This is a genomic window from Aeromonas sp. sif2433 (assembly GCF_019218705.1).
Lineage (GTDB): Bacteria > Pseudomonadota > Gammaproteobacteria > Enterobacterales > Aeromonadaceae > Aeromonas > Aeromonas encheleia.
Genome location: NZ_JAHUXD010000012.1, coordinates 84,750 through 99,664, shown reverse-complemented (window position 1 = coordinate 99,664; position 14,915 = coordinate 84,750). Strand labels below are relative to the sequence as shown.

At 63.2% G+C, this 14,915-nt stretch carries 14 protein-coding genes; 7 read left to right on the top strand and 7 right to left on the bottom strand.

Annotated features, from left to right (window positions below):
* Positions 1 to 21: 21 nt before the first annotated feature.
* Positions 22 to 738, top strand: a complete 717-nt coding sequence (locus KW825_RS17355) for a ComF family protein (RefSeq protein WP_218329915.1) — start codon at positions 22 to 24, stop codon at positions 736 to 738.
* 193 nt (positions 739 to 931) lie between these two features.
* The gene (gene nfuA, locus KW825_RS17350; protein WP_042652881.1) at positions 932 to 1,510 is read left to right on the top strand and encodes a Fe-S biogenesis protein NfuA; all 579 of its coding nucleotides are present in this window, start codon (positions 932 to 934) and stop codon (positions 1,508 to 1,510) included.
* A 76-nt stretch (positions 1,511 to 1,586) separates the two neighbouring features.
* Here the strand turns inward: nfuA and gpsA are convergent, their stop codons facing one another.
* The 3 genes from gpsA to KW825_RS17335 are packed head-to-tail and all read right to left on the bottom strand — an operon-like array spanning position 1,587 to position 3,543.
* Positions 1,587 to 2,591 (bottom strand): NAD(P)H-dependent glycerol-3-phosphate dehydrogenase, encoded by a 1,005-nt coding sequence (gpsA, locus tag KW825_RS17345; protein WP_218292529.1) that lies wholly within the window; start codon positions 2,589 to 2,591, stop codon positions 1,587 to 1,589.
* A gap of 2 nt (positions 2,592 to 2,593) precedes the next feature.
* Positions 2,594 to 3,064, bottom strand: coding sequence for a protein-export chaperone SecB (secB, locus tag KW825_RS17340; RefSeq protein ID WP_005890810.1), 471 nt, complete (start codon positions 3,062 to 3,064; stop codon positions 2,594 to 2,596).
* Between the two features lie 47 nt (positions 3,065 to 3,111).
* Positions 3,112 to 3,543, bottom strand: coding sequence for a rhodanese-like domain-containing protein (locus KW825_RS17335; RefSeq protein ID WP_042652883.1), 432 nt, complete (start codon positions 3,541 to 3,543; stop codon positions 3,112 to 3,114).
* Between the two features lie 347 nt (positions 3,544 to 3,890).
* On the opposite strand from KW825_RS17335, the gene gpmM reads away from it, so the two are divergent.
* Both gpmM and KW825_RS17325 read left to right on the top strand, forming a co-directional pair.
* Positions 3,891 to 5,420, top strand: a complete 1,530-nt coding sequence (gpmM, locus tag KW825_RS17330) for a 2,3-bisphosphoglycerate-independent phosphoglycerate mutase (protein WP_218329914.1) — start codon at positions 3,891 to 3,893, stop codon at positions 5,418 to 5,420.
* A gap of 9 nt (positions 5,421 to 5,429) precedes the next feature.
* The gene (locus KW825_RS17325) at positions 5,430 to 6,833 is read left to right on the top strand and encodes a peptidoglycan DD-metalloendopeptidase family protein (protein ID WP_218329913.1); all 1,404 of its coding nucleotides are present in this window, start codon (positions 5,430 to 5,432) and stop codon (positions 6,831 to 6,833) included.
* A 141-nt stretch (positions 6,834 to 6,974) separates the two neighbouring features.
* On the opposite strand, the gene KW825_RS17320 is transcribed toward KW825_RS17325, so the two are convergent.
* Positions 6,975 to 7,625, bottom strand: a complete 651-nt coding sequence (locus KW825_RS17320; protein ID WP_218329912.1) for a Qnr family pentapeptide repeat protein — start codon at positions 7,623 to 7,625, stop codon at positions 6,975 to 6,977.
* Positions 7,626 to 7,714: 89 nt separating this feature from the next.
* Here KW825_RS17320 and KW825_RS17315 point away from each other — a divergent pair, with 89 nt between their 5' ends.
* On the top strand, positions 7,715 to 8,722 hold the full coding sequence (locus tag KW825_RS17315) for a substrate-binding domain-containing protein (protein WP_218292537.1): 1,008 nt from the start codon (positions 7,715 to 7,717) through the stop codon (positions 8,720 to 8,722).
* 105 nt (positions 8,723 to 8,827) lie between these two features.
* Here the strand turns inward: KW825_RS17315 and KW825_RS17310 are convergent, their stop codons facing one another.
* Genes KW825_RS17310 through KW825_RS17300 form a run of 3 tightly spaced genes read right to left on the bottom strand, consistent with a single transcriptional unit; the run spans position 8,828 to position 11,781 of the window.
* The gene (locus tag KW825_RS17310) at positions 8,828 to 9,469 is read right to left on the bottom strand and encodes a bifunctional 4-hydroxy-2-oxoglutarate aldolase/2-dehydro-3-deoxy-phosphogluconate aldolase (protein WP_218292525.1); all 642 of its coding nucleotides are present in this window, start codon (positions 9,467 to 9,469) and stop codon (positions 8,828 to 8,830) included.
* Between the two features lie 9 nt (positions 9,470 to 9,478).
* On the bottom strand, positions 9,479 to 11,275 hold the full coding sequence (edd, locus tag KW825_RS17305) for a phosphogluconate dehydratase (protein ID WP_218292524.1): 1,797 nt from the start codon (positions 11,273 to 11,275) through the stop codon (positions 9,479 to 9,481).
* A complete protein-coding gene (locus tag KW825_RS17300; protein ID WP_042652889.1) occupies positions 11,272 to 11,781 on the bottom strand; it encodes a gluconokinase in 510 nt (169 codons plus the stop codon). Before KW825_RS17300 ends, edd begins: the two co-directional genes overlap by 4 nt.
* Before the next feature lie 155 nt (positions 11,782 to 11,936).
* Between KW825_RS17300 and KW825_RS17295 the strand changes: the two genes are divergently transcribed.
* The gene (locus KW825_RS17295; protein WP_042652890.1) at positions 11,937 to 13,310 is read left to right on the top strand and encodes a GntP family permease; all 1,374 of its coding nucleotides are present in this window, start codon (positions 11,937 to 11,939) and stop codon (positions 13,308 to 13,310) included.
* A 159-nt stretch (positions 13,311 to 13,469) separates the two neighbouring features.
* The gene (pssA, locus tag KW825_RS17290) at positions 13,470 to 14,819 is read left to right on the top strand and encodes a CDP-diacylglycerol--serine O-phosphatidyltransferase (protein ID WP_218329911.1); all 1,350 of its coding nucleotides are present in this window, start codon (positions 13,470 to 13,472) and stop codon (positions 14,817 to 14,819) included.
* Positions 14,820 to 14,915 lie beyond the last annotated feature (96 nt).

The window sequence follows — 14,915 nt, the reverse complement described above, 5'->3', positions numbered from 1 at the left end:
GTTTATCCGCTTGGTGCCTGCATGTTAAAGCGGCTGCTCGCCAAAGCAAGTCCGATCCTCGGCAGTCGGGCCGACTGGCTGGGGCTCTGTCTGCTCTGCCGCCAGCCCTGTGACGACAAGCCCCTGCTGTGCGACTGGTGCCAGCGGGCCCTGCGACAACAGGAGCCTCGCTGCCAACTGTGCGCCGCCCCGCTGCCGGCCGAAGGGATCCTCTGCGGCCGCTGCCAGCGCCGGCCACCACCCTGGCAGCGATTGCAGGTGATCGGCGACTATCTGCCGCCCTACCCCCTGCTCATCCCCCGCCTCAAGTACTCGGGCCAGATCCTGCTGGCGTCCCCCCTGGCACGGCTGCTGGCAGACCATCTGGATCTCGCGCAGCCGCCCGAGGTCATCATTCCGGTGCCGTTGCACTGGTGGCGACACTGGTGGCGCGGCTTCAATCAGGCGCAGGAGATCGCCGACGCCCTCGCCGAGATCAGCGGCATCCCCTGCGACAGCGGGCTGCTGCGCCGAGCCAAGGCCACCCCGCAGCAGACCAGGCTGAGTGCCGGCCAACGCCGGCGCAACCTGCGCGGCGCCTTTCAGATCCGAGCCCACCACTATCGCCACGTGGCGCTGCTCGACGATGTGGTCACCACGGGTGCCACCGCGGGCCAGCTCACCCGCTTGCTCCATGAGAGCGGCGTCCAGCGGGTAGAAGTCTGGGCAATCTGCCGCACCCTGAAGCACCTGAAATGACGCCCCCACTGAGCAGGCTCCACTCGGCTGCTCATTTTTATAACCACGTAATGAAGGAGTAACGGAGTGGGCACTTTGCCGCTCTCTGTCACATCATGAAGCACACCAAGCAACTACTGCCATGCTACCCAAGCCCTGCCAAGAGAGTTATCATGAATACCCTAGTCGTACACTCAGGTTTATGAGGATAGTGATGATCAGCATTTCCGACACCGCCCAGGCGCATTTCCGCAAGCTGCTGGAAAATCAGCCTGATGGCACCAATATCCGGGTGTTTGTGGTCAATCCGGGAACCCAGAACGCCGAGTGCGGCGTCTCTTATTGCCCACCGGATGCGGTGGACCCGGAAGATCAACACCTGCCTTTCAGCGGCTTCGACTGCCTGGTCGATCCCCTGAGCTCCCCTTATCTGGTGGATGCCACCATAGATTTCGTCACCGATCAGATGGGCTCCCAGCTCACCCTCAAGGCGCCGAATGCCAAGATGCGCAAGGTCGCCGACGATGCCCCCCTGGCCGATCGCATCGAATACGTGCTGATGTCAGAGGTGAACCCCATGCTGGCCGGTCACGGTGGCAAGGTGACCTTGATTGACATCACCGACGACAAGCTGGCGATTTTGCAGTTCGGTGGTGGTTGCAACGGCTGCTCACAGGTGGATTACACCCTGAAAGAGGGGATCGAGAAGCAACTGCTGGAGAAATTCCCGGGCGAGCTCAACGGCGTGAAAGATGCCACCGAGCACCAGCGTGGTGATCACTCCTACTATTGATCGGCCCTGCCCGCTCATGAAAAAGGCCCCGCCAGATCCTGGCGGGGCCTTTTGCTATCCGGCGAGCCGAACAGGATCACTCGTCGCGCTTGTCCCGGCTGAGCAGGGCGATGGCGGCCTCTTTCGGGTTCTTGCCCTGATAGAGCACCTGGAAGATCTGCTCGCAGATGGGCATCTCGACGCCGCAGCGGGCCGCCAGCAGATGCACCTCCTTGGTGTTGCGATAGCCTTCCACCACCTGGCCGATCTCGGCCATGGCGGTCTCCACCGTCTTGCCAGCCCCGAGCGCCAGCCCGAAGCGACGGTTGCGGGACTGGTTATCGGTGCAGGTCAGCACCAGATCCCCGAGCCCCGCCATCCCCATGAAGGTCTTGGCATCGGCACCGAGGGCGGCGCCGAGGCGCTGCATCTCCACCAGACCCCGGGTGATGAGCGCTGTCCTGGCGTTGGCGCCAAAACCCAGTCCGTCGGAGAGACCGGCACCGATGGCGATGACGTTCTTGACCGCCCCGCCCAGCTGCAGGCCGATGAAGTCCGGGTTGGTATAGACCCGGAACGAACGGCCACAGTGCAGCAGCAGCGAGAGATCGTCGGCGAAGTCGTCATGGGTCGACGCCACCGAGATGGCGGTCGGCAACCCGGCGGCCAGCTCCCTGGCGAAGGTGGGGCCTGAGATCACCGCCAGCGGGATATCCTCACCCAGCACCTCACGGGCCACGTCCTGCAGCAGGCGGCCACTGTCCGGCTCCAGCCCCTTGGTAGCCCAGGCGATACGGGTATCGGGGCGCAGGAAGGGCTTGACCCGGGCCAGCACCTGACCGAACACATGGCTCGGTACCACCAGCAGCAGCACGGGGGCGGCTTGCACCGCCTGCTGCAAGTCGGCAGTCAGCTGCAGATCGGCGGGGAAAGGGACATCCGGCAGGAAAGCCTTGTTGCAGCGATCTTGTTCCAACACGGCGACATGAGCGGGGTCGTGACCCCACAGCAGGGTCGGATGACCGTTGCGCGCCAGAGAAATGGCAAGGGCGGAGCCGTAAGACCCCGCCCCCAAGACCGAGATAGCGATCTGGTCGGCCATTATCAGGCTTCCGCAGTCGCCTGCTGGGCCTGTGCCTGCGCCATGTGCTGGGCAAACAGGGCATCGAAGTTAACCGGTGCCAGGTTCAGCTGCGGGAAGGAGCCCTTGCTCACCAGGTTAGCCACGGCTTCGCGGGCATAGGGGAACAGGATGTTGGGGCAGAAGGCGGCCAGGCAGTGAGCCAGCTGCGGCTCCGGCAGGTTGCCGATGGAGAAGATACCGGCCTGCTGCACTTCACACAGGAAGGCGGTCTCGGTTTCCAGCTTGCAGGTCACGGTCAGGGTCAGCACGACCTCGTACACGCCGTCGGCCAGCACGCTGGTCTTGGTGTCCATGTCCAGCTTGACGTCCGGCTGCCACTCTTTCTGGAAGATGTGCGGAGTGTTCGGCGCTTCGAAGGAGACATCCTTGGTGTAGACACGCTGGATGTGGAATTCCGGTTGCACTTCCTGGTTGTTGATTTCGTCAGCCATTTCGTTTGATTCCTTTTTAAGAAAATGAGTGGGCGCAGGCCCTTAAATCAGCGTTTTTTGGTTACCGGCAGATTCTCTGCACGCCATTGGGCCATGCCACCGCTGAGCGTATACACCTGCTTGAAACCGGCCTTGCTCAGTAGGCGACCCGCGCCACCAGCGGTCATCCCCGACTCGCACACCACTATGATGGGGGCATCTTTATGCTTTTCAACCGGACCCAGATTATTGGCCTGGATCTGGGTGAGGGGCAGGTGATGAGCGCCGGCCAGGTGGCCCTTGGCAAACTCTTCCTGACTGCGAATGTCCACCACTGTGGCACTTTCACGGTTGATCAGCAGGGTGGCGGTGTGGTTGTTCACCGCCTTCACCGGAGAAAAACGAGCACGCACCGTGGTGTACACCAGGGTGCCTGCCAGGCCGAACCAGGCTGCTGCCAGCAGCGGGTTGCGGGCCGCAAAATCCAAATACTCTTGCATCTTCTACTATCCAGGGACCAAGACAAGGGCCCGAGTATACATGGGGCCCCCGATAAGATCAGCCATCTTGGCGGCAAAGCGAGAGCAAGCTCCCATCAGGGGTTGAGCGCGGGTTGCCCCCATGAAGAGCGGCCATAGATGCGGGTCTGGCGGGCATGCAAAAGCGGTTGTAAAGACGATGACGAGGTTGGCAGACAAGCCGGCAACATGCCGAAAACGGGCCGATAACAGCAAAAAAACCAGGCCACAGAGGGGCTTGGCTATCAGGTGACTATTTCGGCAGATGTAGTAATATTACGCTAGTTTCACTTCCTGCAATTCATTCCTATCCGAGAGGACATAGCCTTATGTCAACAGCTAAGAAACCTTTGGTTCTGGTCATCATGGACGGTTGGGGCTACAGCACCAAGCAAGAGCACAACGCCGTCGCTGCCGCCAAGACCCCCAACCTCGACCGTCTCGCCCATGATTACACCAGCACCCTGATCTCCGGCTCCGGCCTGGATGTGGGTCTGCCGGATGGTCAGATGGGTAACTCCGAAGTGGGCCACGTCAACATAGGTGCCGGTCGCATCGTGTATCAGGAGCTGACCCGCATCTCCAAGGAGATCAAGGACGGCGACTTCTTCCAGAACGTCGAGCTGGCCAAGGCTGTTGACGGCGCCGTGACCAACGGCAAGGCCGTGCACATCATGGGTCTGATGTCACCGGGTGGCGTACACAGCCATGAAGAGCACATCATGGGCATGATCGAGATGGCCGCCAAGCGTGGCGCCGAGCAGATCTACTTCCACGCCTTCCTGGATGGCCGCGACGTGCCGCCGCGCTCCGCCCAGTCCTCCATCGAGCAGTTCGATGCCCTGTTTGCCCGTCTGGGCAAGGGTCGCTTCGCCTCCATGATCGGCCGCTACTTCGCCATGGACCGTGACAACCGTTGGGACCGCGTGCAGCAAGCCTATGACCTGATGACTCAGGGCAAGGGCGAGTTCACCGCCGACAGCGCCAGCGAAGCCCTGGCCGCCGCCTATGCCCGCGACGAGAACGATGAATTCGTCAAGGCCACCCGCATCGGTGCCGCCGCCCCCATGCAAGATGGCGATGCGTTGATCTTCATGAACTTCCGTGCCGACCGTGCCCGCGAGATCACCCGCGCCTTCGTCGACAGCGACTTCACCGGCTTCGCCCGTGCCGTCACCCCGGCGCTGAACTTCGTGATGCTGACCGAATACGCCGCCGACATCAAAACCACCTGCGCCTACCCGCCCACTGCCCTGGTGAACACCCTGGGCGAGTGGCTGGCCAAGCAGGGCAAGACCCAGCTGCGCATCTCCGAGACCGAGAAGTACGCCCACGTCACCTTCTTCTTCAACGGTGGCGAAGAGTCCTGCTTCAGCGGTGAGGATCGCGAGATCGTCGCCAGCCCGAAAGTGGCCACCTATGATCTGCAGCCGGAGATGAGCTCCGAAGAGCTGACCGACAAGCTGGTCGGCGCCATCAAGAGCGGCAAGTACGACGTCATCATCTGCAACTACCCGAACGGCGACATGGTCGGTCACACCGGCGTGTTCGATGCCGCGGTCAAGGCCTGTGAGGCCGTCGATCACTGCATAGGTCGTGTCACCGAGGCCCTGGCCGAGGTGGGTGGCGAATGCCTGATCACCGCCGACCACGGCAACGCCGAGAAGATGCTGGACGAAGAGACCGGTCAGGCGCACACCGCCCACACCAATCTGCCGGTTCCCCTCATCTACTTCGGTCGCAAGGCCGAGGTGCTGGAAGGTGGCAAACTGTCCGATCTGGCCCCGACCATGTTGACCCTGATGGGTCTGCCTGTGCCGCCGGAAATGACTGGCAAGCCCCTGATGATTCTGAAATAATCCTGCCCCATGCGGGGATGCGAAGTTATTTCAACCAAAACCAGTCGCGTCGGCCTGTTGGCCGGCGCGCTGTTTTTTTGCCTGATCGGCGCTGCCGGCACGGCCCAGGCTGCCAACCAGCAGCTCGGCACCATGCAGTCCCAGATCAAGGAACAGCAGAAGACCATCAAGCTCAGCAAGCAGGAGCTGGCCAAACTCAATACCCAGCTCAAGGCCGATGAGCAGGCTATCTCGGCCGCCGCCGCCAAGCTCGATCAGACCAAACGGCAGCTGAAGCAGAACCAGCAAAAGCTGGTGAACCTGCAGCAGGACAAGCTGGATCTGGAGCAACAGGCCAAACATCAGAAACAGTTGCTGGCCAAGCAGGCGGAAAGCGCCTTCCAGGCGGGCAACCACGACTACCTCAAACTGCTGCTCAATCAGCAGGATCCGGCCAAACTGAGCCGCGCCCTCGACTATTTCGACTATCTCAACAAGGCCCGCATCGAGGCCATCGACGCCCTGCGCGCGACCCGCGCCAAGCTGGCCAAGAACCAGCAGGCGACCCAGGAGACCGAAAGCAAACTGCAAGCCCTGCTGAGCGAACAGCAAGCGTCCCACCAGAGCCTGCTGGCCAGCCAGCAGAGCCGCGCCAAGGTGCGTAACCAGCTGCAGCTGTCGGTGCAGGATGACGAACAGAAGCTGACCAAGCTGGTCAAGGCGGAAAAGGCCCTGAAGGCCCGGCTGGAAGAGCTGCGCCGCCAGCGGGAAGAGCAGGAACGCCGTGAGCGGGCCGAGCGGGAGCGGCTGGCCAAGATCAAGGCCGAGCAGGAGCGCCAGCGCCGTCTGGAGGCACAACGCCTGGCCGCCGAACAGAAGCGGCTTGCGGAACAACAGCGGATCGCGGCGCAGCAGCAGAAGGCCGGCGAGCAGCAACGGCTCGCCGCCGAGCAGCAGAGAGTGACCGCACAACAAAACAAGGTGACTCAACAGCAAGCCGCCGCGCGCAGCAGCGCCAAGGCAAGCTCAGGCGGCTACGGTGGCCTCAGCACCAATGGCAGCCTGCGCTGGCCGGTACAGGGCCCGATCCTCATCTCCTACGGCTCGGCTCGTACCGCCGAGCTCAAGTGGAAAGGCACCCTGATCGGCGCCAGCGAAGGCACCCAGGTCAAGGCGGTGGCGCCAGGACAGGTGGTCTACGCCGACTGGCTTGACGGCTTCGGCATGCTGCTGGTGATAGACCATGGTAAAGGCTATATGAGCCTCTATGGCCACAACCAGTCACTGCTGCGCCAGGTTGGCCAGAGCGTGGAGCAGGGCGAACCCGTGGCGCTGGTCGGCGACAGCGGCGGCCAGGACAGACCCGGCCTCTACTTCGAGATCCGCTATCAGGGTGAGGCCATCAACCCGACCAAGTGGTTGGCCAAGCGCTAACTGGTATTCAAGAGCACATGCCATCGAGCGCCTCATAAAAAAAGCCTGCATCCGCAGGCTTTTTTCATTCTGGCCCTGGCCCATCTCGCTGGCCGATGACGAAAACTTACGAAGTTTCCCGCACCATCCTGGTTGGCGCCATCAGGGGAAGACGACCATGCCGATCTGCTCCAGCAGCCCCTGCTGCTGATCCTCGCTTATCTGCACACCGTCCAGCTTGACCAGACGCAGATCCAGCCCGGGCAGGTCGCACTGGCGCAGATCGCAGCCCTGCAGGTTGAAGCTGGCCCAGTCTATCTGGCCAAACTCGGAGCCGCTGAGATCGGATCCCGCCAGCGAGGCGCCCAGCAGGCTGGCCCCCTGCCAACGGTTGCCGCTCAGCTCGCACCGCTCCAGCAGACAGCCGTCGAAGTTGGCGTAGCTGAAGTTGTTGCCGGTCATATGGGCCTCGCAGAAGTAGCTCTTGACGGTGATCTGGTTGGCGAAGCTGGCACGGGCGAAATTGATGCCCATGGCCTGGCAGTCGCGCAGCTCCAGCCCGAGGCACTGGCTGCGGCTCAGATCCGCCAGGGTCAGGTCGCAGCGCTGGAAGCTGGCCTCCCGCAGATCGCAGCCCTGCAGCGAACAGCCGAGTTCGCGCTCCCGTTCGTAGAAGCTGCAGTCGACGAAGCGGCTCTCGCTCAGATCCAGCCAGGAGAAGTTGCAGTCGATGAAGCGGCAGTCAGCGAACTGCTCCCCTTCCACTTCCTGCTGCTCGAATCGCTTCCCCTCGAAGCACTTGCCCTTGATCATCCGAAATTTCTCCTAATGATGGCGTCATATGCTGACTTTATTGCGTGAAAAAGGTAATGTTACCTGTAACATTGCTGCCGGAACCCAAGATGAACGACACCCGCAAACGCCGCCCCACCCTGCAAGACATCGCCGATCAGACCGGGGTCACCAAGATGACCGTCAGCCGCTACCTGCGCGATCCACACACAGTGGCCGAGGGCACCCGGGGACGGATCGCCGCCGTGGTGGAAGAGCTGGGCTACATCCCCAACCGGGCACCGGACATTCTCTCCAACGCCACCAGCAAGGCGATCGGCATCCTGCTCCCCTCCCTCTCCAACCAGGTCTTCTCCGCCCTGGTGCACGGCATCGAGACGGTGACCCGCCCCGCCGGTTACCAGACCCTGCTCGCCCACTATGGTTACAATCCGGAACAGGAAGAGGAGCAGGTGGCCTCCCTGCTCTCATACCACGTGGACGGCCTGATCCTGTCCGACAGCCTGCACACCGAGCGCACCCGCAAGATGATCGCCACCGCCGGCATCCCTGTGGTGGAGACCATGGATCTGCCGCAGAACCCCATCGACATGGTGGTCGGCATGGATCACCGGGCCGCGGCCCGGGCCATGGTAACAGAGATGCTGCGCCGGGGGCGCCGCAAGGTGGTCTACCTGGGGGCACGGCTCGATGTGCGCACCCAGCTGCGGATGGAGGGCTACTACCAGGCGATGGCCGATTTCGGCCTCGATGGCCAGCACCTGCTGACCGAACAATCCTCCAGCTTCACCCTGGGCGGCCAGCTGCTGGAGCAGGCGCTGGCGCGCTACCCCGATCTGGACGGCCTGTTCTGCACCAACGACGATGTGGCGGTCGGTGCCCTGCTGCAGTGCCAGGCCAGGTGGATACCCGTGCCCCAGCAGATCGCCATCGCCGGCTGCAACGCCCTCGACATCGGCCACGCCATGACCCCCAAGCTGGCCAGCATAGTCACCCCGCGCGAGGAGATAGGCCGTGAGGCGGCAACCATGCTGCTGGCCCGCCTGGGCGGCCAGCCCAGACCCGACAGCCGCATGGACTTGGGCTTCTCCCTCTATGTAGGGGAGAGTCTGGGCTGACCGCCTCTTCTCTCCCATCCCCAGACCCCTCTCCCACTGGCCGAGGGGCGAAAACAAACAGGCCACCCTGAGGTGGCCTGTCTGGTTGTTCTAAACGATATGTGACTAACGTTTAACCAATTCAACCGCTTCGCGGGAGAGGCGAGTCACCTCTTCCCAGTTGCCGTTCTTGACCGCATCGGCCGGCAGCATCCAGGAGCCGCCGACGGTGGCGACGCATTTCAGCGCCAGGTAATCGGCGACGTTGTTCGGGCCTATGCCGCCGGTGGGGCAGAAGCGGACCTGCGGCAGCGGCGCGGCGATGGCCGCGAGCGCCTTGGTGCCGCCGTTGGCCTCGGCCGGGAAGAACTTCAGGTGGCTGTAACCCGCCTCCAGCGCCTGCATCACCTCGGAGGCCGTGGCCACTCCGGGGATCAGCGGCGCCGTGCTCTTGGCGGCGTGGGCCAACAGCGCCGGGGTCATCCCCGGCGAGATGACGAAGCGGGCACCAGCGGCCACGGCAGCATCGAACTGCGCGCAGTTGAGCACAGTCCCCGCCCCCACCATGGCCTCCGGCATCGCCTTGGCGATGAGGGCGATGGCATCCAGTGCCACCGGGGTGCGCAGGGTGATTTCGAACACCGAGATACCACCCGCCAGCAGCGCCTGTGCCATCGGCAGGGCCTGCTCCAGGTCGTTGATGACCATCACGGGCACCAGCGGGGAGGCGGCAAACACCTCGGCAGGGGTCAGTTTCCAGTTTTGCATAGCTCTTCCTCAGTCAAAGATGGTGGCGCCACACTCGGCGCTCGATACCGCGCGACGCATCACGCTAAACAGTTCACGGCCCCAGCCTTCTTGCTCCAGGCTGAGATCCGGCTCGACCGGGGTACGGCCGCTCAGATCGGTCAGGCAATCCAGGCGGCCCGATTCGGCATCCACCCGCAGCAGGTCACCGTCTCGCAGCAGGCCTATGGCGCCGCCGTGCAGGGCCTCAGGGGTGACATGGATGGCGGCCGGGATCTTGCCGGAGGCACCGGACAGGCGGCCATCGGTGACCAGCGCCACCTTGTGACCCGCCTTCTGCAGGTTGCCGAGCACCGGCATCAGCTTGTGCAGCTCCGGCATGCCGTTGGCGGCGGGGCCATTGTGGCGCACCACTATCACCGCATCCAGATTGAGCTCGCCGGCCTGGTAGGCCGCCTCCACCGCATGCTGGGAGGAGAAGACCTTGGCCGGTGCCTCGATCACGCGATATTCCGGGGCCACCGCCGAGACCTTGACCACGGCGCGGCCCAGATTGCCGGACAGCAGCTTGGTGCCGCCAGTGGCCTGGAATACAGAGCCTGTGGGAGAGAGCACGCTCGCATCGCCACTCTCGCCGACCGGCTGCCACACCAGCTTGCCATCCACCAGCAGGGGGCGGCTGAGGTAATCCTGCATCTCGCCGAAGGTCGGGGTGGCATCCATGTGGATCAGCCCCTCCTGTGCCAGCCGGCGCATCAGGCCGGGCACGGCACCGGCCTGCTCGAAGGCGTTCACGTCGGCCGGGCCATTCGGGTACATGCGCACCAACAGCGGCACCACGTCGGAGAGATCGCTCAAGTCGTCCCAGGTCAGGTGCAGGCCGGCGGCGCGGGCCAGCGCCACCATGTGGATGCTGTGGTTGGTGCTGCCGCCGGAGGCGAGCAGGGCCACCAGGCCGTTGACCAGGGAGCGCTCGTCCAGCACCTCGCTCAAGGGGCGATAGGCCGGTGAGCCGGGGATCATGGCGCTGATGCGGCGCGCCGCCTCGGCAGTCAGGGCGTGGCGCAGCTCGCTGTGAGGGTGCACGAAGGCGGAGCCCGGCAGCATCAGACCCATGGCCTCGAACACCAGCTGGTTGGTGTTGGCGGTGCCATAGAAGGTGCAGGTGCCGGGCGCATGGTAGGCGCCGCACTCCATCTCCAGCAGCGCCTCGCGGCCCACCTGACCGGCGGCATACTGCTGGCGCACCTTCACCTTGTCATCGTTGCTGATGCCGCTGGCCATGGGGCCGGCCGGCACGAAGGCGGTGGGCAGGTGGGCATGGGAGAGCGCCCCCATGATCTGGCCCGGCGCTATCTTGTCGCAGATGCCGAGCAGCAGGGTGGCGTCGAAGGTGTTGTGAGAGAGGGACAGCGCCGTGGCCTGGGCGATGAGATCCCGGGAGAAGAGCGACATGTCCATCCCGGGCTGGCCCTGGGTGACGCCGTCACACATGGCGGGCACCCCGCCGGCGACCTGGGCACTGTGGCCCAGCTCGGCCAGGGTCGCCTTGATCTGGTCCGGGTAGCCCTGATAGGGCTGATGGGCACTCAGCATGTCGTTGTAGGCGGTGACTATGCCGACGTTGGCGCGGGTCAGATCGAGGATGCGACCCTTCTCGTCCGTGCTGCAGGCGGCCACGGCGTGAGCCAGGTTGCCACAGGCCAGGGCGGCGCGGGTCTTGCCCTGCTCCGCCTGACGCTGAATGCGGGCCAGGAAGGCCTGGCGACGGGTGGCACTGCGCGCACGAATGCGGGCGGTGACCTCGAGGATGATGGGATGAGTCATATTGCTTGCTCCAGTGCGGTGACGGCGCGGTCGACAACCTGTTCGAAGCCGCCGTCGATATCGATACAACATACCCCAGCTTCGCCATCCGGGCGCTCCAGCGCATCGAATTGGCTCTGCAGCATGCTCTCGCGCATGAAATGACCGTGACGGGCCTTCATCCGCGCCAGGATCAGCTCGTAGTCCCCATCCAGGAACAGGAACCTGACCGATTCGTTGCCCTCGCGGATCTGATCGCGATAGTGGCGCTTGAGGGCGGAGCAGACGATCACCCCCACCTCGTTCTTCTGTTCCAGGCTGTAGGCCGCATCGCGGATCCGCTCCAGCCAGGGGGCGCGATCCTCATCGTTGAGTGGGGCGCCGCCCGCCATCTTCTGAATGTTGGCACGAGGGTGCAGATCGTCGCCGTCGATAAACTTGGCGCCGATGACCTGAGCCACCCGAGCCCCGACCGACGATTTGCCGCTGCCGGAGACGCCCATCACGATAATACTCTTACCAGCCATTGTTTGACCTCTATCCCATTTCTCAAAAAACGTACCGTAGATGACTTCTAACTTACCACGTTACCGGTAACATGTTACCGGTAACGTTATGACATGTGAAGTGGTGCACAGATTTGTGCAAGACGATAACTGGAACTTTTGAGGATAGAAAAATTATGGAAGGTGTGGCTAATACCCCCGATGTCGCCTACCTGCTTTCGGTAGCAGGCGGTGCAATTATCATGTTGTTGCTGTTGATAATGCGCTTCAAGATCCACGCCTTCGTCGCCCTGACGCTGGTCAGCCTGGTCACGGCCCTCGCCACCGGCGTGGCCTACGATCAGGTCGTAACGACCATGCTGGGCGGCTTCGGTAGCACCCTGGCCGGGGTGGCCCTGCTGGTCGGTCTCGGCGCCATGATAGGCCGGATCCTGGAGATGACGGGCGGCGCCAAGGTGCTGGCCGATACCCTGATCAGCCGCTTCGGTGCCCATCGCGCTCCTCTTGCGCTCGGTGTGGCTTCCCTGCTGTTTGGCTTCCCCATCTTCTTCGATGCGGGCCTCATCGTCATGCTGCCCATCATCTTCAGCGTGGCCAAGCAGTTTGGTGGCTCTGTGCTCAAATATGCACTGCCATCTGCGGGCGCCTTCGCGGTGATGCACGCCTTCATGCCCCCTCACCCCGGCCCCGTTGCCGCCAGTGAGCTGCTCGGCGCCAACATCGGCCTGCTGACCATAGTCGGCCTGCTCGTCGCCATCCCGACCTGGTATCTGGGTGCCTATCTGTATGGCCTGTGGGCCGGCAAGAAGTTCGACCTGCCGCTGCCGCCAAGCTTTACCGACCCGGCGGCCATCCCGGCCGGCCAGCTGCCAAGCTTCGGCCAGGTGATCTCCATCCTGCTGCTGCCGCTGGCACTCATCTTCATGGATACCGGCCTCAACACCCTGGGTGCCATGGGCATGGTCGACAAAGGGGCTGATTGGGTCAATATCCTGCGCATGGTCGGCAAGACCCCGATCGCACTGCTGATCACCCTGCTCTACGCGGTCTGGGTCTTTAGCAAGCAACAGGGCAAGATACAGCTGGAGAAATTCTGTAACGATGCGCTGGCCCCCGTCTGCGCCGTCATCCTGGTGACGGGTGCCGGTGGCATGTTTGGCGGCGTACTGCGTGCCAGCGGCATCGGTGCCGCCCTGGCGGACGTGCTCTCTGACACCGGCATGCCGGTGATCCTGGCCGCCTTCCTGGTCTCGACCGCCCTGCGGGTAGCCCAGGGTTCTGCGACCGTGGCCCTCACCACCACGGCGGCCCTGATGGCGCCCATGGTTGCCGCCACCCCTGGCCTGAGCGAACTGGACCTGACCTTCATCGTCATCGCCATCGCCGGTGGTGCGACCGTGCTCTCCCACTTCAACGACTCCGGCTTCTGGCTGGTCGGCCGCTTCCTCAACATGGATGTGAAGACCACCCTCAAGACCTGGACCGTGATGGAGACCCTGCTCGGCACCATCGCCTTCCTCATCGTGGCCATGGCCAGCGTGGTGTTTTAACCTCGCCAGACAGACGGGTCGGGACCTCTCCCGACCCGTTTTCAATGGACGGCTCCCAGAGCCGTCGATTCTTTGTTGGGTATTCACCGCCTAGATTGCTAGAATCGCCTATTCATTGCCCCGAGTGGAACGCTTAACCCCGTGATTTCAGGTTTCTCTATGCATTCATCGGCACATTATCGACAGTTGCTGACTCGTCTGCCCCAGATCGCGGTCCCCGCGGATCGGTTCCAGGTGCTCGGCAGCGCCAAAGAGTTCAAAAGCAGGATCCTCTCGCTCATCGCCAGCGCGACCCAGCGCATCTATCTCGTCGCCCTCTATCTGCAGGATGACGAGGCGGGACGGGAGATACTAAGCGCGCTCTACGCCGCCAAGCAACGCAACCCCGCCCTCGACATCAAGCTCTTCGTCGACTTCCACCGCGCCCAGCGCGGCCTGATCGGCAAGGGCAAGCAGGGGGGCAACCACCTGATGTATCAGGAGATGGCCGCACGCCACGAACACCAGATCGCCATCTACGGCGTGCCGGTGAAGGGGCGTGAGCTGCTCGGCGTGTTGCACCTCAAGGGCTTCATCTTCGACGATACCCTGCTCTACTCGGGTGCCAGCCTCAACGACATCTACCTGCACCAGCAGGAGCGCTACCGCTTCGATCGCTACCACCAGATCACCAGCCCTGAGCTGACCCGCAGCATGGTCAACTATGTGGACGATGTGTTCCTGCGCAGCGAAGCGGTGCAGCGACTGGATCGGGCCGAGATCCCCAGCGCCAAGCTGCTGAAGGGGCCGATCCGGCGCTTCAAGCACAGCCTGCGCACCAGCCAGTATCGCTTCAAGAGCACGCTGGTGGGGGCCGAGGACGTCGCCATCACCCCCATGGCGGGACTGGGCAAGCGTGGCAACCAGCTCAACCGGATGATCCGCAACCTGGTGCGCGCCACCGAGCGGGAGATCTTCATCTGCACCCCCTATTTCAACCCCCCCAAGGAGTTGAACAAGGACGTAGAGGCGCTGCTCAAGCGCGGCTGCAAGGTGACCATAGTGGTCGGTGACAAGACAGCCAACGACTTCTTCATCCCACCGGAGGAGAAATTCTCCACCATAGGCGGGCTGCCTTACCTGTACGAGACCAACCTGCGCCGGTTTGCCGAGCGCAACCAGCGTCATATCGACTCCGGCCGTCTCAACCTGATGCTCTGGTGCTGCGAGAAGAACTCCTATCACCTCAAGGGCATCTTCGTGGACGAGGAGTGGGCACTGCTCACCGGCAACAACCTCAATCCCCGCGCCTGGGCGCTGGATCTGGAGAATGGCCTGCTGGTGCACGATCAGCACCGCCACCTGCGCGAGCGCTTTGCCGAGGAGCGGGCCAACATCCTGGCGCACGCCCGTCGCATCAGCCACTTCGATCAGATAGAGCAGATCAAGGATTACCCCGAGCAGGTGCGCAAGCTGCTGGCCCGGATCCACAGGGTCAGGGCTCATATCCTGCTCAAGCGGATCATCTAGACCGCCATCCGGCTTCCGGATCAGCCCCCATCCAAAGGCCTCCCGTTTTCGGCAGGCCTTTTTCAGATGCGGCAACCCAACCCGGCTCACAGCAAC

Bases quoted from the DNA above. Each gene is read 5' to 3' on its own strand.
- KW825_RS17355 (WP_218329915.1), top strand. From the start codon at position 22: ATGTTAAAGCGGCTGCTCGCCAAAGCAAGTCCGATCCTCGGCAGTCGG.
- KW825_RS17300 (WP_042652889.1), bottom strand. From the start codon at position 11,781: ATGGCTGGTAAGAGTATTATCGTGATGGGCGTCTCCGGCAGCGGCAAA.
- KW825_RS17325 (WP_218329913.1), top strand. From the start codon at position 5,430: ATGCGGGGATGCGAAGTTATTTCAACCAAAACCAGTCGCGTCGGCCTG.
- KW825_RS17335 (WP_042652883.1), bottom strand. From the start codon at position 3,543: ATGCAAGAGTATTTGGATTTTGCGGCCCGCAACCCGCTGCTGGCAGCA.
- gpmM (WP_218329914.1), top strand. From the start codon at position 3,891: ATGTCAACAGCTAAGAAACCTTTGGTTCTGGTCATCATGGACGGTTGG.
- KW825_RS17320 (WP_218329912.1), bottom strand. From the start codon at position 7,625: ATGATCAAGGGCAAGTGCTTCGAGGGGAAGCGATTCGAGCAGCAGGAA.
- gpsA (WP_218292529.1), bottom strand. From the start codon at position 2,591: ATGGCCGACCAGATCGCTATCTCGGTCTTGGGGGCGGGGTCTTACGGC.
- pssA (WP_218329911.1), top strand. From the start codon at position 13,470: ATGCATTCATCGGCACATTATCGACAGTTGCTGACTCGTCTGCCCCAG.
- edd (WP_218292524.1), bottom strand. From the start codon at position 11,275: ATGACTCATCCCATCATCCTCGAGGTCACCGCCCGCATTCGTGCGCGC.
- KW825_RS17295 (WP_042652890.1), top strand. From the start codon at position 11,937: ATGGAAGGTGTGGCTAATACCCCCGATGTCGCCTACCTGCTTTCGGTA.
- secB (WP_005890810.1), bottom strand. From the start codon at position 3,064: ATGGCTGACGAAATCAACAACCAGGAAGTGCAACCGGAATTCCACATC.
- KW825_RS17310 (WP_218292525.1), bottom strand. From the start codon at position 9,469: ATGCAAAACTGGAAACTGACCCCTGCCGAGGTGTTTGCCGCCTCCCCG.
- nfuA (WP_042652881.1), top strand. From the start codon at position 932: ATGATCAGCATTTCCGACACCGCCCAGGCGCATTTCCGCAAGCTGCTG.
- KW825_RS17315 (WP_218292537.1), top strand. From the start codon at position 7,715: ATGAACGACACCCGCAAACGCCGCCCCACCCTGCAAGACATCGCCGAT.